Annotated in this window: 21 protein-coding genes, 7 tRNA genes and 1 pseudogene; 19 read left to right on the top strand and 10 right to left on the bottom strand. The window is 37.6% G+C overall.

Features of this window, described 5'->3' with window-relative positions; translation table 11 throughout:
- The first annotated feature begins 83 nt into the window (after positions 1-83).
- Positions 84-632 (top strand): annotated as a pseudogene (locus PTQ27_RS02250) (carboxymuconolactone decarboxylase family protein).
- A gap of 59 nt (positions 633-691) precedes the next feature.
- Here the strand turns inward: PTQ27_RS02250 and tpx are convergent.
- Positions 692-1189, bottom strand: a complete 498-nt coding sequence (tpx, locus tag PTQ27_RS02245) for a thiol peroxidase (protein ID WP_273749676.1) — start codon at positions 1187-1189, stop codon at positions 692-694.
- Between the two features lie 153 nt (positions 1190-1342).
- Here tpx and PTQ27_RS02240 point away from each other — a divergent pair, with 153 nt between their 5' ends.
- Genes PTQ27_RS02240 through accA form a run of 3 tightly spaced genes read left to right on the top strand, consistent with a single transcriptional unit; the run spans position 1343 to position 4526 of the window.
- Positions 1343-2074, top strand: a complete 732-nt coding sequence (locus PTQ27_RS02240) for a 1-acylglycerol-3-phosphate O-acyltransferase (protein ID WP_273749677.1) — start codon at positions 1343-1345, stop codon at positions 2072-2074.
- Positions 2075-2094: 20 nt separating this feature from the next.
- Positions 2095-3519 (top strand): multicopper oxidase domain-containing protein, encoded by a 1425-nt coding sequence (locus tag PTQ27_RS02235; protein WP_273749678.1) that lies wholly within the window; start codon positions 2095-2097, stop codon positions 3517-3519.
- 53 nt (positions 3520-3572) lie between these two features.
- Positions 3573-4526 (top strand): acetyl-CoA carboxylase carboxyl transferase subunit alpha, encoded by a 954-nt coding sequence (gene accA / locus PTQ27_RS02230; RefSeq protein WP_273749679.1) that lies wholly within the window; start codon positions 3573-3575, stop codon positions 4524-4526.
- 110 nt (positions 4527-4636) lie between these two features.
- Here the strand turns inward: accA and PTQ27_RS02225 are convergent.
- A tRNA-Thr gene (locus tag PTQ27_RS02225) sits at positions 4637-4712 on the bottom strand.
- Positions 4713-4832: 120 nt separating this feature from the next.
- Between PTQ27_RS02225 and pdxY the strand changes: the two genes are divergently transcribed.
- Positions 4833-5696, top strand: coding sequence for a pyridoxal kinase PdxY (gene pdxY / locus PTQ27_RS02220; RefSeq protein ID WP_273749680.1), 864 nt, complete (start codon positions 4833-4835; stop codon positions 5694-5696).
- A gap of 283 nt (positions 5697-5979) precedes the next feature.
- On the opposite strand, the gene tuf is transcribed toward pdxY, so the two are convergent.
- From tuf to PTQ27_RS02195, 5 genes are all read right to left on the bottom strand, one after another.
- Entirely contained in the window at positions 5980-7164 is a 1185-nt protein-coding gene (tuf, locus tag PTQ27_RS02215; protein ID WP_273771105.1) for an elongation factor Tu, read from the bottom strand.
- Between the two features lie 118 nt (positions 7165-7282).
- Positions 7283-7358: transfer RNA gene (locus tag PTQ27_RS02210), tRNA-Thr, on the bottom strand.
- A 3-nt stretch (positions 7359-7361) separates the two neighbouring features.
- Positions 7362-7436, bottom strand: a tRNA-Gly gene (locus tag PTQ27_RS02205).
- 42 nt (positions 7437-7478) lie between these two features.
- Positions 7479-7563 (bottom strand) — tRNA-Tyr (locus PTQ27_RS02200).
- A 40-nt stretch (positions 7564-7603) separates the two neighbouring features.
- Positions 7604-7679: transfer RNA gene (locus PTQ27_RS02195), tRNA-Thr, on the bottom strand.
- Positions 7680-7926: 247 nt separating this feature from the next.
- On the opposite strand from PTQ27_RS02195, the gene coaA reads away from it, so the two are divergent.
- From coaA to PTQ27_RS02125, 14 genes are all read left to right on the top strand, one after another.
- Entirely contained in the window at positions 7927-8877 is a 951-nt protein-coding gene (gene coaA, locus PTQ27_RS02190; protein ID WP_273749475.1) for a type I pantothenate kinase, read from the top strand.
- A gap of 136 nt (positions 8878-9013) precedes the next feature.
- Positions 9014-9553 carry a DsbE family thiol:disulfide interchange protein gene (locus PTQ27_RS02185; protein ID WP_273749474.1) on the top strand — a complete coding sequence of 180 codons (540 nt, stop codon included), beginning with the start codon at positions 9014-9016 and terminating at the stop codon, positions 9551-9553.
- An 11-nt stretch (positions 9554-9564) separates the two neighbouring features.
- Positions 9565-10053 carry a cytochrome c-type biogenesis protein gene (locus PTQ27_RS02180; RefSeq protein WP_273749473.1) on the top strand — a complete coding sequence of 163 codons (489 nt, stop codon included), beginning with the start codon at positions 9565-9567 and terminating at the stop codon, positions 10051-10053.
- The gene (gene ccmI / locus PTQ27_RS02175) at positions 10050-10964 is read left to right on the top strand and encodes a c-type cytochrome biogenesis protein CcmI (RefSeq protein WP_273749472.1); all 915 of its coding nucleotides are present in this window, start codon (positions 10050-10052) and stop codon (positions 10962-10964) included. Before PTQ27_RS02180 ends, ccmI begins: the two co-directional genes overlap by 4 nt.
- The gene (gene mog / locus PTQ27_RS02170) at positions 10961-11566 is read left to right on the top strand and encodes a molybdopterin adenylyltransferase (protein ID WP_273749471.1); all 606 of its coding nucleotides are present in this window, start codon (positions 10961-10963) and stop codon (positions 11564-11566) included. The genes ccmI and mog overlap by 4 nt, the downstream gene beginning before the upstream one ends.
- 11 nt (positions 11567-11577) lie before the next feature.
- On the top strand, positions 11578-11916 hold the full coding sequence (gene glnB / locus PTQ27_RS02165) for a nitrogen regulatory protein P-II (RefSeq protein ID WP_273749470.1): 339 nt from the start codon (positions 11578-11580) through the stop codon (positions 11914-11916).
- A gap of 14 nt (positions 11917-11930) precedes the next feature.
- Positions 11931-12422 carry a signal peptidase II gene (gene lspA, locus PTQ27_RS02160; protein ID WP_273749469.1) on the top strand — a complete coding sequence of 164 codons (492 nt, stop codon included), beginning with the start codon at positions 11931-11933 and terminating at the stop codon, positions 12420-12422.
- Entirely contained in the window at positions 12423-13367 is a 945-nt protein-coding gene (gene ispH, locus PTQ27_RS02155) for a 4-hydroxy-3-methylbut-2-enyl diphosphate reductase (protein ID WP_273749468.1), read from the top strand.
- Positions 13367-13615 (top strand): FAD assembly factor SdhE, encoded by a 249-nt coding sequence (locus PTQ27_RS02150; RefSeq protein ID WP_273749467.1) that lies wholly within the window; start codon positions 13367-13369, stop codon positions 13613-13615. Before ispH ends, PTQ27_RS02150 begins: the two co-directional genes overlap by 1 nt.
- Before the next feature lie 198 nt (positions 13616-13813).
- Positions 13814-14146, top strand: a complete 333-nt coding sequence (locus PTQ27_RS02145) for a MaoP family protein (protein ID WP_273749466.1) — start codon at positions 13814-13816, stop codon at positions 14144-14146.
- A gap of 64 nt (positions 14147-14210) precedes the next feature.
- On the top strand, positions 14211-15302 hold the full coding sequence (gene trmA / locus PTQ27_RS02140; protein ID WP_273749465.1) for a tRNA (uridine(54)-C5)-methyltransferase TrmA: 1092 nt from the start codon (positions 14211-14213) through the stop codon (positions 15300-15302).
- Positions 15303-15394: 92 nt separating this feature from the next.
- Positions 15395-15484 (top strand) — tRNA-Ser (locus PTQ27_RS02135).
- 78 nt (positions 15485-15562) lie between these two features.
- A tRNA-Ser gene (locus tag PTQ27_RS02130) sits at positions 15563-15652 on the top strand.
- A gap of 142 nt (positions 15653-15794) precedes the next feature.
- Positions 15795-16172: a YbaN family protein gene (locus PTQ27_RS02125; RefSeq protein WP_273749464.1), complete on the top strand. Its 378-nt coding sequence runs from the start codon at positions 15795-15797 to the stop codon at positions 16170-16172.
- On the opposite strand, the gene xerC is transcribed toward PTQ27_RS02125, so the two are convergent.
- From xerC to PTQ27_RS02110, 3 genes are all read right to left on the bottom strand, one after another.
- Complete coding sequence (xerC, locus tag PTQ27_RS02120; RefSeq protein ID WP_273749463.1) at positions 16163-17080, bottom strand: tyrosine recombinase XerC; 918 nt, start codon at positions 17078-17080, stop codon at positions 16163-16165. The genes PTQ27_RS02125 and xerC overlap by 10 nt on opposite strands.
- A 75-nt stretch (positions 17081-17155) precedes the next feature.
- The gene (locus tag PTQ27_RS02115) at positions 17156-17446 is read right to left on the bottom strand and encodes a DUF5377 family protein (protein ID WP_273749462.1); all 291 of its coding nucleotides are present in this window, start codon (positions 17444-17446) and stop codon (positions 17156-17158) included.
- A 21-nt stretch (positions 17447-17467) separates the two neighbouring features.
- The gene (locus PTQ27_RS02110; protein WP_273749461.1) at positions 17468-17995 is read right to left on the bottom strand and encodes an isoprenylcysteine carboxyl methyltransferase family protein; all 528 of its coding nucleotides are present in this window, start codon (positions 17993-17995) and stop codon (positions 17468-17470) included.
- Between the last annotated feature and the right edge of the window lie 115 nt (positions 17996-18110).

Here is an 18110-nt window from a genome sequence, read left to right as displayed (position 1 = left end):
TATACCAAATAGTCTTTTTTAATTTGTTGGGGCAAATAGTTTTCTTTATGATAGTTTTACATTCATTTAATAAGGAACGATTTATGTCTAAATTTCAAATTCATACGATTGAATCAGCACCAGAGGCGGCTAAAGATGCTCTGAAAGCGGTTCAACAAGCTAATAATGGTTTTATTCCTAACTTAATTGGTGTCTTAGCGAATGCACCAACCGCATTAGAAACCTACCGTACTGTAGGCGGTATTAATGGGCGTAATAGCTTAACGGCTGAAGAGCGTGAAGTGGTGCAAATTACCGCTGCAGTTGTTAATGGTTGTGGTTTCTGTGTGGCGGGCCATACCAAAATCGCATTAAAATTATTAAAAATGCCAGATGAAGTTGTAAACGCTTTACGTGCTACGGCTCGCATTGATTCTAACCCCAAATTAGACACATTAGTTCGTTTTACACTGGCAGTAATGCTACAAAAAGCAAAATTAACCGAAGCACAATTAAACGAGTTTTTTGCTGCAGGTTATAACCAATAAAATGCCATTGATGTCATTTTAGGGGTAAGTTTGGCAACCCTTTGCAACTACGTAAACAATATTGCAGAAACACCAATCAATCCTGAATTACAACCTTTCGCATAAATATAACTAAGGCAGCCTTTCGCTGCCTTTTTAACTCATTTGTGATTTTCACTGCCTTTTTATAACACAGCTAATGCACTCTCATAATCAGGTTCTTGTTTGATTTCAGGCACCAATTCGCTATGTAATACCCTGTTATTCTCATCTAATACAATAACTGCTCGTGCTGTTAAAGCTGCTAACGAGCCTGAGCTAATATCAACACCCAGTGTGGAATGTAGCTGATGATGGCGGAATGTTGATAACGATGTTACATTCTCAATGCCTTCTGCCCCACAAAAACGAGCTTGAGCAAAAGGCAAGTCTGCTGAAATACATAATACAACCGTATTTTCTAAATTAGCGGCTTTTTGATTAAATACACGTACAGATGTTGCACAAATACCCGTATCAATACTTGGAAAAATATTTAATACTTTACGTTTGCCTGCAAAATCTGATAGTGATACCTCACCTAAATCGGTATTTACTAATGTAAAATCAGACACCACATCACCTTTTTGAGGAAATGTACCAGAAACGTCGATTGGATTTCCTGCTAATGTTACGTTACCCATTGTGTTCTCCTTATGCTAAGTAATTACAAGCGGTTTAAATATAACGATTTTTTGCAAAATAAGGAACCTCTCAATTTAATCACCATAACCTTTAGAAAGTAGCTTGATTTTGCTATACTCATAGACATCTCATTTTTAAGGTCATTCACTATTATGTTAAAAATTTTCCGTATTTTTTTAGTCGCTCTTGCCGCTATTTTAATTTCGATTGTAGGTACATTTTACGCTCTAGTTCGTTTACGTCATCCAAGTAGTGTGGGGGTTGTCGCACGCTGGTTTGGTTCATTACACACTTTAGTCGGTTTAAAACTGATTACCCGTAAAAAGCCTGAAATTAACTACCCTGTTATCTATATTGGTAACCATCAAAACAATTATGATATGGTTACTATTTCTTCAATGGTTGCAGAAAATACTGTAAGCATTGGTAAGAAAAGCCTTATCTGGATTCCTTTTTTTGGTCTAGTGTATTGGGCAACAGGTAATATTTTTATTCACCGTGAAAAACGTTCAAGTGCGATTGAAACAATGAATAAAGTGGGTGATATTGTAAAAGAACGCAAAGTATCTATTTGGATGTTCCCTGAAGGCACAAGGAGTAGAGGTCGTGGACTATTACCATTCAAAACTGGAGCCTTCCATTTAGCTATATCTGCAGGTGTTCCGATCGTACCAGTTGTCTGTTCTGATCTGCATAATAAAGTAGATTTAAATCGTCGCCATAACGGTACTGTTATTTGCGAAATGTTAGAGCCTATTGATACATCAAATTATTCTCGTGAAAACGTGAAAGAGCTAATAGAAAAATGCCATAACATTATGCAAGCGAAGTTTGAACAGCTAAACCAAGAAGTTGCTCAGCTAGACAACACTCAAAACACTTAGTTTTCTTACCTGTGATTGCTATGGAAAAAAACTTAACCAGACGCCAATTATTAAAAGGTTCTGCTTTAGCTACTGCATTATATTCTCTACCTCAAACCGCTCTAGCGGCAGAACGTCCAGCCCTTAAAATCCCACCTTTAATGGATATTGGGCGAGGCAGACCTGTTCGTTTAGATTTGCGTCCCGCTCAAACACAATTCGACAAAGGAAAATTAGTCGATGTTTGGGGTGTAAATGGGCAGTATTTAGCCCCAACAGTACGTGTCAAATCAGGGGATTTTGTTCGATTAACCTATTTGAATAATCTACCGCAAAAAATCTCAATGAATATTCAAGGCTTACAAGCCTCAAGCGAGATGATAGGTTCTGTGCATAGAGTGCTTGAACCTAAAAGTAGTTGGTCTCCGATTGTCTCTATTAATCAAAAAGCGTGTAGTTGCTGGTATCACGCAGATACAATGTTAAATTCTGCTTTTCAAATCTATCGTGGATTAGTCGGTTTTTGGCTAATTGAAGATGCACAAAGCCGAAAAACAGATTTACCAAATAAATATGGTGTTAATGACATCCCCTTAATTTTGCAGGACCAACTTCTAAACAAAGACGGAGTGCAAGTTTTAGATAAGAATGCCCCACAATTTCTAGGCAAACGCTTATTTGTTAATGGACAAGAATCCCCTTACCTAAATGTACCTCGAGGTTGGATAAGATTACGCTTAGTCAATGCTTCGCTTTCACGAACTTATGATTTAAGGCTAGATAACAAACAACCCCTTCATTTAATTGCAACAGGTTTAGGAATGTTAGCTGAGCCTTTGGAAATGGAATCTATCCGCCTTGCACCAAGTGAGCGTGTAGAGCTATTGATTGATTTAAGCGAAGGTAAAACCATTTCATTAATAAGCGGTCAAAAAAGAGATATTTTTTACAAAATCGGGCAGATTTTCTCAAGTGATGATGAATTAGCCGACAATGTAATTTTAGAACTCCGCCCTGAAGGTATGGCGGCTGTGTTAAATACCAAACCTAGCTTGCCGGAATTTAACTTAAACGAGTTTAATTTAAAAATTAATCAAGAACGTCTTTTTAATATTAGCCCGTTAGATTATTTAATTAATAAAAAGCGATTCGACCCGAAACGTATTGATTTTACGGCTGAAAAAGGCAGTGTAGAACGCTGGTACCTTAGAAGCGAACAAGCGGTTGGATTTACGTTACAAGGTGCAAAATTTATCATTGAAACCCAAAACAGAAAGCCTTATCCAATTAAACAACTCGCTTGGCGAGATACAGTTTGGTTAGAGGCAAAACAAGAAGTTACCATTCTTGTGCGTTTTGATAATACCTCCAGCGAGCAATACCCTTTTACCTTCGGTGTAAGTGATTTTATGCTACGTGATAGAGGTACGATGGGTCAATTTAATGTAATTGAAAATGGACAATAAAGAACTGATAAGCGATAATGCCCAACAGTTTTGCCCATAAAAAGGAAACAACAATGAACCAAGAATTTTTAGATTTTGAATTACCAATCGCTGAACTTGAAGCGAAAATTGAGTCTTTAAGAGCGGTTAGCCAGCAAGATGATAAAATTGACCTTGATGATGAAATTAATCGTTTAAAAAAGAAAAGCGAAGAATTAACTAAAAAAACCTTTGCCAACTTAGATGCTTGGCAAATTTCACGTATGGCTCGCCACCCAAACCGCCCTTACACACTAGATTATATTGAGCATATCTTTACAGAATTTGACGAATTGGCAGGCGATCGTGCATTCGCTGATGATAAAGCGATTGTTGGCGGTATTGCTCGCCTTGACGGTCGTCCTGTAATGGTTATCGGCCACCAGAAAGGTCGCACTGTAAAAGATAAAGTTAAACGTAATTTCGGTATGCCAGCACCAGAAGGTTATCGCAAAGCCCTACGCTTAATGGAAATGGCTGAGCGTTTTAATATGCCAATTATTACGTTTATTGATACACCAGGAGCCTACCCGGGCATTGGAGCGGAAGAACGTGGTCAATCTGAAGCGATTGCTCGTAACTTACGTGAAATGTCACAACTTTCGGTACCTGTTATCTGTACCGTTATCGGTGAAGGTGGCTCTGGTGGTGCATTAGCTATCGGTGTAGGCGATAAAGTCAATATGTTACAGTACTCGACCTATTCTGTGATCTCGCCTGAAGGCTGTGCTTCTATTTTATGGAAAAGTGCTGAGAAAGCTTCAACAGCAGCAGAGGTAATGGGTTTAACCGCTCCTCGCCTAAAAGAATTAGAGCTAATTGATAACATCGTGCCAGAACCACTAGGTGGAGCACATCGTAATGTTGAGCAAATTGCACAAAGCTTAAAACAACGAATCATTGATGATTTAGTTGAGTTAGAGCAACTAAATAAAGAAGAATTGTTAGAACGCCGTTATCAACGCTTAATGAACTACGGTTACGTATAACAGTTATATCACTTAAAACAAGCGGTAAGATTTTTGTAAAACTTTGCAAAATCTTGCCGTTTTACTTTAAATCAGTTGATAAGCTAAAAGATAAAAATAAACACTAGAAATGGTGCCGACTACCGGAATCGAACTGGTGACCTACTGATTACAAGTCAGTTGCTCTACCTACTGAGCTAAGTCGGCAAATTGAACGTTGCGAAAACAACGGGCTGAATTATAGAGATTTTTTAACTATCTGCAACCCTCGCCTTACCTAACTGATTAAAAAATAACAATTTTTTTACACCTATCTGGAGTGAACGAATGAAAAATGTGCTATCTATCCAATCTCACGTTGTCTATGGTTACGCTGGGAATAAAGCAGCAGTGTTCCCAATGCAGTTGCTTGGCGTTGATACTTGGGCACTCAATACTGTGCAATTTTCTAACCACACGCAATATGGAAAATGGAAAGGAATGGTAATTCCGAAAGAGCAGATTGGTGAAATTACTCAAGGAATTGATGAAATTGATGCCTTACACGAATGTGATGCCGTATTATCAGGCTATATTGGTGCTGCTGAACAAGGCGATGAAATTTTAAAAGCAGTCGCAAATATTAAAGCGAAAAACCCTAATACTATTTATTTCTGTGATCCAGTAATGGGACATCCAGATAAGGGCTGTATTGTAGCTGATGGTGTAGCGGAGTTTCTACGAGACCAAGCAATGGCACAAGCTGATATTATTGCACCGAATTTGGTTGAACTGCGTGAGCTTACTGGCTTAGAAGTTGGGAACTTTGAGCAGGCTCTTGCTGCAATTAAATTTATTCTAACAAAAGGTCCTAAACGAGTCTTAGTAAAACACCTAAGCAAAGTAGGTCAAGACCCTGCAAAGTTTGAAATGGTATTAGCAACACAAGCAGGTATTTGGCATATTAGTCGCCCATTACACGAATTTAAAGCGAAAGATCCTGTAGGTGTTGGCGACTTAACTAGCGGTGTATTTTTAGCCAATTTACTAAATGGGAAATCTGATATAGAAGCATTTGAACACACCGCAAATGCCGTAAATGATGTAATGTCTGTCACTGCTGAAAGTGGTAAATATGAATTACAAATCATAAAAGCCCGTGAATTCATTATTAACCCAATAAGCCAATATAAAGCAATAAAAATTGCTTAACATAACAAGCGGTTGTTTTTTCAAAAATTTTGCAGATTTAAATAGAAAAACAACCGCTTGATCACTAAAACATTTGGGCATTCAAACTGATATTAAGCGGTGTATAGGACAAAATAGTTGGTAAAAAGTGACTTAATACCTTATATTACAAGGCTTTAAGCCCCCTCTTTGAAAAATGAACAAAAACTGCCCTATATGTCCATTAAGCAAAAAAGAGATACACCTTTCGGTATATCTCTTTTTCTATAGCTGATTGCTATCAAATATAAACTAAGTAGTTCTATTATTTGATGATTTTAGCAACAACACCAGCACCTACTGTACGACCACCTTCACGAATCGCAAAACGTAAACCTTCGTCCATTGCGATTGGGTGAATTAAGCTTACTGTCATTTTGATGTTATCGCCTGGCATTACCATCTCAACACCTTCTGGTAACTCGATTGTACCTGTTACGTCTGTTGTACGGAAGTAGAACTGTGGACGGTAACCTTTGAAGAATGGAGTGTGACGACCACCTTCTTCTTTTGATAATACGTAAACTTCTGATTCGAAGTCTGTGTGTGGTGTGATTGAACCTGGTTTCGCTAATACTTGACCACGTTCGATTTCTTCACGTTTTGTACCACGTAATAATGCACCAACGTTTTCACCCGCACGACCTTCGTCTAATAATTTACGGAACATCTCTACACCAGTTACTGTTGTTTTCGTAGTTTCTTTGATACCTACGATTTCAACTTCATCACCAGTACGGATGATACCACGCTCAACACGACCTGTTACTACTGTACCACGACCTGAAATTGAGAATACGTCTTCGATTGGTAATAAGAATGGTTTATCAATCGCACGCTCTGGCTCTGGAATGTAAGAGTCTAAGTGACCTGCTAATTCAATGATTTTTTCTTCCCACTCTGCTACGCCGTTTAACGCTTGTAACGCTGAACCACGTACGATTGGTGTATCATCACCTGGGAAGTCGTATTGAGATAGAAGTTCACGAACTTCCATTTCTACTAATTCTAATAACTCTTCGTCATCTACCATATCGCATTTGTTTAAGAATACGATAATGTAAGGAACACCTACTTGGCGACCTAATAAGATGTGCTCACGAGTTTGTGGCATTGGACCATCTGTTGCTGCTACTACTAAGATAGCACCGTCCATTTGTGCCGCACCTGTGATCATGTTTTTAACATAGTCCGCGTGTCCCGGGCAGTCAACGTGTGCGTAGTGACGAGTTGGAGTATCATATTCAACGTGTGAAGTATTGATAGTAATACCACGCGCTTTTTCTTCTGGTGCATTATCGATTTGGTCGAATGCACGAGCAGCACCACCGTAGTGTTTTGCTAATACAGTTGTAATTGCTGCTGTTAAAGTTGTTTTACCATGGTCAACGTGGCCGATTGTACCCACATTAACGTGCGGTTTTGTACGTTCAAATTTTTCTTTAGACATTTTCTAAAAGCCTCTTAAACAAAAACGGTTACAATGGAACAAAAGAACCCATTAACCATAATGTAGAAATTAATACCAATAATTTTTTGCGTTAAGAAAGATAGAATTTAGATGAAAGTGGTGCTGATAGGCGGATTTGAACCGCCGACCTCACCCTTACCAAGGGTGCGCTCTACCAACTGAGCTATATCAGCGTTTGGAGCGGGCAGCGGGAATCGAACCCGCATCATTAGCTTGGAAGGCTAAGGTAATAGCCATTATACGATGCCCGCTGTTCTAAATTCGTCTGTCCTGCGCGATTCAAAATAAAGAAGTGGTGGAGGGAGAAGGATTCGAACCTTCGAAGGCTGAGCCAACAGATTTACAGTCTGCCCCCTTTGGCCGCTCGGGAACCCCTCCACATTATATTTTTGAATACTCATTTACGTTTAGACAATGATGGTGCCGACTACCGGAATCGAACTGGTGACCTACTGATTACAAGTCAGTTGCTCTACCTACTGAGCTAAGTCGGCATTGCTGTGTCGTAAGCAAGTGATGTGCATTATAGGGAAATTTTAACTGTGTGCAAGTGTTTTTTTAAAAAAATATTAAAAAAGCGTTCTTTCGATTTTTTAATATACAAAATGTCTATTTTTTATAAAAAATAATAACTTTTGGCGTAATAAATACGACATAGAGATACTTTATATTGTATAGTTGCTACTCCACTTTTCTTATAAAGATATTAAATTAATTATCAAAAAATTTGAGATGTTGGCAATGAGCCTAGAAAAAAAACCAAAAATTACTCCTTTTCTCACCTTTGATCGCCAGCAATGGGCAGGTTTACGTAAATCTGTGCCATTAAAGCTAACAGAACAAGATCTAAAGCCTTTATTGGGTTTTAATGAAGAGCTTTCATTAGAAGAAGTACGCACAATTTATTTACCACTTGCCCGTTTAATTCAATACTATATAGAAGAGAACTTAAAACGTCAGACCGTATTGCATCGTTTTCTTGGTATCGAAACCCCAAAAGTACCTTACATTATTAGCATTGCCGGAAGCGTATCTGTTGGTAAAAGTACCTCTGCTCGTATTTTGCAGGCACTACTCTCTCATTATCCAAATGAACGAAAAGTGGATTTAATTACAACAGATGGTTTTTTATATCCGCTTTCCACATTAACAGAAAAAAATCTCCTTAAGAAAAAAGGATTTCCTGAATCCTACGACATTCATAGCTTAATTCGATTTGTTTCTGAAATTAAATCGGGTGAACGCAATGTAAAAGCCCCGATTTACTCGCACTTAACTTACGATATTATCCCAGACCAATTTAATATTGTAGATCAGCCTGATATTGTAATTTTAGAAGGGCTTAACGTTTTACAAAGTGGAATGAACTATCCTTCAAGTCCGCACAATGTTTTTGTATCTGATTTTGTCGATTTTTCTATTTATGTCGATGCAGAAGAGTCATTACTTAAGAAATGGTATATCAACCGTTTTTTAAAATTTAGACGCAGTGCTTTTGCCGATCCAAACTCATATTTCCATCACTATGCAAGCCTTTCGGAACAAGAAGCGATAGAAACGGCTTCTACGATATGGGAAGAGATTAATGGATTAAATTTACGCAAAAATATTCTACCAAGCCGAGAACGAGCCAACCTTATCTTAATTAAAGGTCAAGATCATGCGATTGAAACTGTTAAATTAAGAAAATAATTGATATAGCACGCTTTTTCTAAAAATCCGTTATTGTTGTAACGGATTTTGCCTATGTTTTATTTTAATCAATGCTTATTTGCTGATTTTTTGGTAAGCTAGCTATTCTATTATCGGTCTAAATTGAGTATTACCAATGAACAAAAAATTTATATTACCTTTAATTATTTTTTTAGCTTTATCTGTGGCATTTATGATTCAACTTGCACGTAATTCACAAGGTGATGACCCGAAAAGACTAGAATCTGCTTTAATTGGCAAAAGTATTCCTGCATTTAGCCTAGAGTCTTTAATTGATGAAAAGCAGCAAATTAATGAAAATGTTGTCAAAACAGGTACCCCTCGTTTGTTAAATGTATGGGCAACTTGGTGCCCCACTTGTTATGCAGAGCACGAATATTTAACTCAACTGGCAAAACAAGGTGTTGAAATTGTGGGGATTGACTATAAAGATGAACGTCCAAAGGCGATGAAATTCTTGGCAAACTATGGTAATCCATATAAAGCAATCATCTTCGATCCGAAAGGCTCTTTAGGTTTAGATCTCGGTGTTTACGGTGCCCCCGAAACTTTTATTATTGATGGTAATGGCATTATTCATTACCGCCACGCAGGCGATGTGAATGATCAAGTATGGAACCAAGTACTTAAACCAATTTACGAAAAATTAAAATAGAGATAAAACTAATGCAAAAATTATTTCCTTTACTCTTTATTTTCGCTAGCAGTATAGCTATATCTGCACCTGTTGAAATTAATCAGTTTGACAGCCCACAGCAAGAGGCAGATTATCGTGCTTTAATCCAAGAGCTACGCTGTCCGCAATGTCAAAATAACAATATCGCAGACTCTAATGCGACAATTTCAACGGATATGCGAGCAAAAACCCTAGAACTCCTAAAAGAAGGGAAAAATAAATCGGAAGTTGTAGATTATATGATCGAACGCTATGGCAATTTCGTTACCTATAATCCGCCAATGACACCTGCAACTATTGTATTATGGGTATTGCCATTATTATTAATTACTCTTGGTTTTGGGCTTGTATTAAGAAGAAAAAAAGCCAAACCACAAGCGGTTAATTCTTCGCAAAATATTGTAAATACTACACAAAATTTAAATCAAGACGAGCAAGAACGTCTTAACCAAATTTTAAATAATAAGGAAGATAAATGAATTTCTGGCTAGCAATTATATTTCTTACATTAATCGTTTCTATTGTAGCGTTTTACCCGTTACTGAAAAAAAATAAACAAATCAATGACACTAAACGTGACAACTTAAATAAAGCCTTTTATTTCGACCGTTTAAAAGAAGTCGAAAATGAGGCGAATGAAGGGGTTATTGATGATCCCGAGCAGACTAAATTAGAGCTACAACAAAGTTTATTAGATGATATTCCAGAGACTAAACAAGATACCACCGTTCGCTCAAACTTAAATTTAGGTAAAGCGTGGTTTGTTTCTCTGATTATTTTAGTTACTGGTGCTAGTTTTGCGATTTATAGCAGTGTAGGCTCTTGGTTTTCTAATTCAATGCTCAATACGACTCATCAAAAGTTAGATTACTTTTATGAGCGTTTAAAAACAGAAGATACCAATCCACTTTCAACAGAAGATATGAACCAATTTGCAATGGCATTGCGAGTGGATCTACAAAATAACCCAGCAGACGATCAAAAATGGTATATGCTTGGGCAAGTTGGTATGGCATTAGATGATGGGCAATTAGCTCACGACGCTTTCAGTAAAGCGGCACAATTAAAACCAGATAACCTAACCTATAAGCTTAGCCACGCCCAGTTATTATTATTTTCTGAAGCCCCAGAAGATAAAAAACAAGGTGAGGCATTATTAAAAGAGGTTATCCGCCAAGACCACACTAATTTTAATGCACTTAGCCTATTAGCATTCCGTTCTTTTGAACAAGAAGATTTCAAAATGGCGGCGATGACCTGGGGAGTGATGTTAAAACTACTACCGGATAATGACCCTCGTAAAACAACAGTTGAACGTAGTTTGAATATGGCATTATCAAATTTAAGCGATGCAGAAAAACAAGAATTGCAAAAAGGTGGAGAAAAATGACCGCTTGTAAACCACTAAATAAAGACAAATTAAAGATTGGCTTAGTTTCGGTGTCAGACCGAGCTTCGCAAGGTGTATATCAAGATCAAGGTATTCCAGAATTAGAAGCTTGGCTAAAAGCGGCATTAACGGAAGAGTTTGAGGTAGAAACCAGATTAATTCCAGATGAACAAAGCGTGATTGAGCAGACTTTAATTGAGTTAGTGGATACTCACGCTTGCCACTTAGTTTTAACTACAGGCGGCACTGGGCCTGCTAAACGTGATGTAACCCCAGATGCCACACTTACAGTTGCTCATCGAGAAATGCCAGGGTTTGGCGAACAAATGCGACAAGTAAGTCTTCACTTTGTTCCAACCGCCATTCTCTCTCGCCAAGTGGGTGTAATTCGACACAGTTCTTTAATTTTAAATTTACCAGGGCAACCCAAAGCGATTAAAGAAACACTAGAAGGGGTAAAAGATGAAAACGGCAAGGTGCTAGTAAAAGGCATTTTCAGTGCCGTGCCTTATTGTTTACAACTTTTAAGTGATATTTATGTCGAAACTCACGCTGATATTTGTGCTAGCTTTCGACCGAAATCGGCTCGCCGTGAAAAATAGGAATTGTCAAAATGAAAAAAATCGAAGCCATTATTAAACCTTTCAAACTTGATGATGTGCGTGAAGCCCTAACTGATGTTGGTATTACAGGAATGAGTATTACCGAAATTAAAGGTTTCGGCAGACAAAAAGGGCATACCGAGCTTTACCGTGGTGCAGAATATGCGATTGATTTTCTGCCAAAAGTGAAAATTGAAATTGTGATTCCAGATGAACTCGAAGAGCAATGTATTGAAGCGATTATGGAAACTGCCCAAACAGGCAAAATCGGTGACGGCAAAATTTTTGTCTATGATGTGGGGCGTGTTATCCGTATTCGTACGGGCGAAGAAAACGAAGATGCGGTTTAATTTAAAAGGACAAAATGAAAAAAACAGGTCTTACTTGGCTATGGCTTAGCCTAGCTATTATTATTGCTGACTTATGGTCAAAATATATTGTGGTACAAAACTTTGAATTTGGCGAAAGCATTAATCTTTTACCGATTTTCAACCTAACTTATGCCCGTAATTATGGTGCTGCATTTAGTTTTTTAGCCGATCATTCCGGTTGGCAAAAATATTTTTTCTTAGGGCTAGCGATTGTTATTTCTGCTGCGTTAATTTTTTCTTTATATAAAAATCAAGCGGTTAAAAAATTAGAAAATTCTGCGTATGCTCTAATTATTGGTGGTGCTTTAGGTAATGCGATTGATAGAGCTTATAATGGCTACGTTGTCGATTTTCTACATTTTTATTGGGATATTTATCACTACCCAATATTTAATATTGCGGATATTGCTATTTGTGTGGGAGCAGGCTTACTGATTTTAGAAGCCTTCGTAGCCAAAAAAGAAAAGAAAAATAAGAGTGATTAAATGAAAATTTTATTAGCAAACCCTCGTGGTTTTTGTGCGGGTGTAGATAGAGCAATCTCTATTGTTGAATTAGCTTTAGAAATTCACGGAGCCCCGATTTATGTTCGCCACGAAGTCGTCCATAATAAATTTGTAGTGGATGGCTTAAAAGCGAAAGGGGCAATTTTTGTTGAAGAATTAGATGAAGTGCCAGATGGTGCCATAGTGATCTTCTCTGCCCACGGTGTATCACAAGCAGTTCGTCAAGAAGCAAAAAACCGTGGTTTAAAAGTGTTTGATGCAACTTGCCCGCTTGTTACCAAAGTACATATGCAAGTAGCAAGAGCCAGCCGTAAAGGTACTAAAGCGATTTTAATCGGGCACGAAGGACACCCTGAAGTGATTGGTACTATGGGGCAATATAATAATAATGAAGGCGGTATTTACTTAATTGAGTCGGTAGAAGATATTGCAAATCTACCTGTTACCAATAATGATGAGCTAACCTTTATGACGCAAACCACCCTCTCGATTGATGACACAATCGGTGTAATTGATGCGTTAAAAGAGAAATATCCGGCTATTCAAGGGCCTCGCAAAAATGATATTTGCTATGCAACCACAAACCGCCAACACGCAGTGCGAGAACTGGCAGAACAATCTCAATTAGTCTTAGTGGTCGGTTCCAAAAATTCATCAAATTCTAACCGTTTAGCTGAACTCGCTTCTCGAATGGGGGTTAAGGCTCAACTTATTGATGGCCCTGAAGATATTAATCCGTCTTGGTTAGATGGTGTGGAAACAATCGGCATTACAGCGGGAGCGTCTGCCCCTGAAGTACTAGTGCAATCGGTAATTTCGCATTTAAAAACGTTAGGGGTTACTGAAGTAGAAACCCTTGTTGGTAATGAAGAGAATATCGTCTTTGAAGTGCCAAAAGAGTTACGTATTAATGAGGTAAAATAATGGCAGAAATCAACCGCTTCAAATTGGAATGGGAATGCCGCCGAGGTATGCGTGAGTTAGATAAAATGATTATGCCGTTTTATAAAAATCATTTTGACGAACTTAATGAAACCCAGCAACAAGCTTTTGTGCAAATGCTTAGCTATACCGATCCTGAGTTATTCCGTTGGGTTATGCACCAAGAAGCTGCACCAACACCAGAAATCTCAGAATTAATAGAGATTATTCGCTCAAAAATAGAACGTTAATATATTCACCGCTTGAGTCATAGCAAGCGGTGATTTTTTCTTAACTATTTACAAATGGAATAACTATTAAATCAATTTGCAAAAAATTAAGGAAATTTAACCGCTTTTTGTATTAAATTATTGATTTATTCTCAATTTTTGCTTTAATGTACCCCGATTTTTCTTTTCCCAATTTTAAATAATATAATGAGGCATATTATGGCAGATAGTTTTAGCGTAACACGTCGTTTTTTTGATGATAAAAATTACCCACGAGGTTTCTCTCGCCACGGTGATTACACAATTCGTGAATCACAAACATTAGAGCAATTTGGGCAAGCTTGTTTAGCACTAGAAAATGGCGAACGTGAACCTGCAACTCAAGAAGAAAAACGCTTCGTAGCCGTAATGAAAGGTGAAGAAATCGCAGAAAGTATTATTGAAAAAGCGTGGTTAAAATACCGCTCACTTACAACTAAAACAAAGCGTATTTATACCTTATCTGGTAATGCTGGCAGTGATGCTGGCGACGATTTCAGTGCAACTGAATAATTTAGTTTAAAACCACGAAGTAATTCGTGGTTTGTTTTTTCCTTATTCTATTTTGTGGTAAAAAATGACACTCCCTATCGAACAATATTCTGATCTTCTTGCAAAAAAAAACGAAAATTTGACCGCTTTATTAAGCCCGTTTAGCCCACCTTCGCTTGAAGTATTTGCATCTAAACCGAGCCATTTTCGTATGCGTGCGGAATTTAGAGTATGGCACGATGAAGGCGATCTTTACCACATTATGTTTAACCAACAAACTAAAGAACGTTATCGAGTCGATAGTTTCCCGATTGCAAGCGAGCTCATCAATAAAATGATGCCATTGCTTTTAGCCGAAATAAAAGGTAATGAGCTTCTTACTCGTAAATTATTCCAAGTCGATTATTTAAGCACCTTAAGCGGCGAAATTGCCGTCTCCCTGCTTTATCACAAAAAGCTCACAGAGGAATGGATTGAACAGGCTCAACAGCTTAAATCTCGCTTAGAAAAGCAAGGCTTTAAAGTTCAGATTATCGGGCGAGCAACCAAACAAAAAATCGCACTTGATTGCGATTATGTTGAGGAAGTGCTGCCAATCAACGGTCAAAATTATATTTATCGCCAAGTGGAAAACAGCTTTACCCAGCCGAATGCAGAAATGAATATCAAAATGTTGGAATGGGCTAGAGAATGCACTAAAAACAGCCGAGGCGATTTACTAGAGCTTTACTGCGGTAATGGTAATTTCTCGATTGCATTAGCCGAAAATTTCCGTAGAGTGCTGGCAACGGAGATTTCTAAATCTTCGGTGCAATCGGCTCAATATAATATTGAAAAAAATGGTATCGATAATCTACAAATTATCCGAATGTCTGCAGAAGAATTTACCCAAGCAATGAATGGTGTACGTGAGTTTTATCGCTTAAAAGGTATCAATTTAAAAGAGTATGAATGCAATACTATTTTTGTTGATCCTCCTCGTGCTGGTTTAGATCAAGACACGTTAAATATGGTACAGGCTTACGAACGTATTCTTTATATTTCTTGCAATCCGCATACATTAGCAGAGAATTTACAGCAGTTATGCCAAACGCATCGTATTGAAAAAGCGGCATTATTTGACCAATTCCCTTATACACATCACGTAGAAAGTGGTGTTTGGTTGATAAAGAAATAATTTATGTTGAAAAAAAGAACGAATAATCAGATTTTAAGATTTATTGCTTGACGATTATCACAATAATCTCTATTATTGCACACGTTTTCAACGGAGGAATGGTCGAGTGGTTGAAGGCACCGGTCTTGAAAACCGGCGAGGGTTTACGCCCTCCGTGAGTTCGAATCTCACTTCCTCCGCCATCAAATTTATAATCTGTTGATTCTTATCAGCAGATTTTCTCTTTTAAGAGAAATTACAATTCTAAATGTTTTCAATCCGGAGGAATGGTCGAGTGGTTGAAGGCACCGGTCTTGAAAACCGGCGAGGGTTTACGCCCTCCGTGAGTTCGAATCTCACTTCCTCCGCCATTATTTAAGCCTGTTGATAAATAATTATCAGCAGGTTTTTTTACATTCTAAATCGCCTATCAAATCCATTATAGATAAAAAGTTGAAATTAAAATCAACTTCCTTTAGTATAATTGAGATTTATTATCAATTATGGGCATCAATGAAAGTTATTTATATTATTTTGGGATTTCTTTGCGTAGGATTAGGTGTTATAGGTGCAATCTTGCCAGGGTTGCCAACCACACCTTTTTTATTATTAGCCTTATATTGTTTCACGAAAGGCTCAGAACGTGTTCGCCTGTGGTTTATTCAAACAAAATTATATAAAAAATATCTGCAAGAATATGATGAAAAACGTGCGATGACAATGAAGCAAAAAATTACTATTCTTGCGATTGCTTTCCCATTTACTTTAATCGCTTTTCTTACCTTGCCACACATTGCAGGGAAAATTGCATTAGCCGTGGTGGTGGTAATTCAATATTGGTATTTTTTCTGTAAAATGAAAACGCTCAAAGCAGAGCCTGCTCAGTCTTGATCTTCTTTTTTACGTCTTGCCCTTGGGTGAGCCGAATCATAAATTTTAGCTAGATGTTGAAAATCTAAGTGGGTGTAAATTTGTGTTGTTGAAAGACTGCTATGCCCCAATAATTCCTGCACTGCCCGTAAATCGCCACTCGCCTCGAGCATATGCGTTGCAAAAGAGTGGCGTAACTTATGCGGATGTAAATGGCTTTCTAGCCCTTGCTTTTCTCCCCATTTTTGCATCACAAGTTGAATGGAACGGTTAGATAGTCGCCCGCCTCGATTATTCAGAAAAACCGCATTATCTTGTGGTTTAAACTGAAGTCTAACCTCAAGCCAGCGAGAAATCGCCTTTAATGCTTTAGAGCCTATCGGTACAATACGTTCTTTGCTTCCTTTACCCTGAACTCTTACCTCTTTTGCCGATAAATCCATATCGCCTAAATCTAAGCCCTGTAGCTCTGATAATCGTAAGCCAGAACTATACATTAGTTCCATCATTGCTAAATCTCGAATATCATTCGGCTTATCGCTTTCAATTTCTAGCAACTGCCCTACTTGCTCGGCATCAATATTTTTCGGTAAATGTTTACCCACTTTTGGCGACTTCACGCCAAGCGTTGGGTTTGCTGACATTCGCCCGATTTTAATAAGATAAACATACCATTGCCGTAGGGCGACTAATCGCAAACCGATACTTTTTGCTCCAAGCCCTTGTTTATGACTTTGCGTTATCATCCAACGAACAGAAGAACTTTCCACCTCTTCCCAATGCTCAATTCCAGCTTTTGTAAATAGCTCGCTTACCGCTAATAATTGACGTTGATAGTTACTTAGCGTATGAGGGCTGACTTGCTTTTCAATACGTAAGAAGTCCCAATAAGGTTGAGTTTGTTGGAAAAGAGGATTAGGGTTTGACATAGATTAGCTCTCGACAAGCGGTTATTTTTGCATAATTTTTTGCAAATAAATCCCCTCATTAAGAGGGGAAATCAATTAGGCTAAATTTAGCTGTCCAATGCGGATACCTACATTGCCTAATGCAATAGGGCTTAGGTACTCACCTAAAAACTCAAAGAGCTCATTTACATCAGTAAAACTGCGTTTAATTTTGACTTCATCTTCAACTTTACGGATAAATTCATAACGTACATTTCCACCTTCAATAATTGCTTCAAGTGTTAAAAATACGCTTTCAAAATAGTGGCTTAATGATCCTTCAAAGCCCGGATCGCTTACACGTACGTTCCATTGATTACTAAATAAAACTTCGGTTTTAACTGACATTGTGTTTCCCTCATTGGTAAATTATTTACTCTTGGCTTGAGTAAATAAAGTGTTCATCACATTTTCTTCCTGATAAATCCGTACACCTAATATGACTAAATAAACTGGCAATACAAAAGTGAGTGTATGCCAAGCGTGACACATTAAGCCTAGCCCTATTAATTCAGGAATAATGTTTAAAAAATAGTTCGGATGTCTAATTGTTCTAAACAAAAAACTCGTATTAATTTTATGTTCTGGCAGAATATAAAGTTTAACAGTCCAGATCTCGCCTAATGCTTTGATGACCCAGAATAACGCTACATAAGCCAGAAATAAAATCACAAATCCAACTACTGCAATACTGTCAAAAGTATAAGCGGTTGTATTTGCTTCGTAAATTGCTGATAAATAAAAAACAATATGTGCAATAGAAAGTAAGATAGAATTTTTCTTACCATATTGTACCGCTTGTTTCTCAATTAAACGTTTCTCATTTTGAATTGATATTTTCAAACTAAATAAACGCACAGCAAAAAACAATATAAACAGAATGTTTATAATCAGCATTTGCTCTCCTTTTAAAAATAAATGATGCTTATTTTATATTTTTATAGTTACTACCTATAAGCATTCTAATTTTAGCATTTTTTTCGCAAAACTTGATGTAGCGAGCCAAAAAAAC

The organism is Mannheimia cairinae, from assembly GCF_028649535.1.
GTDB classification, from domain to species: Bacteria; Pseudomonadota; Gammaproteobacteria; order Enterobacterales; family Pasteurellaceae; genus Mannheimia; species Mannheimia cairinae.
Note: the sequence above shows the minus strand (reverse complement) of the source record. Positions and strands in the feature narration are given on the sequence as shown.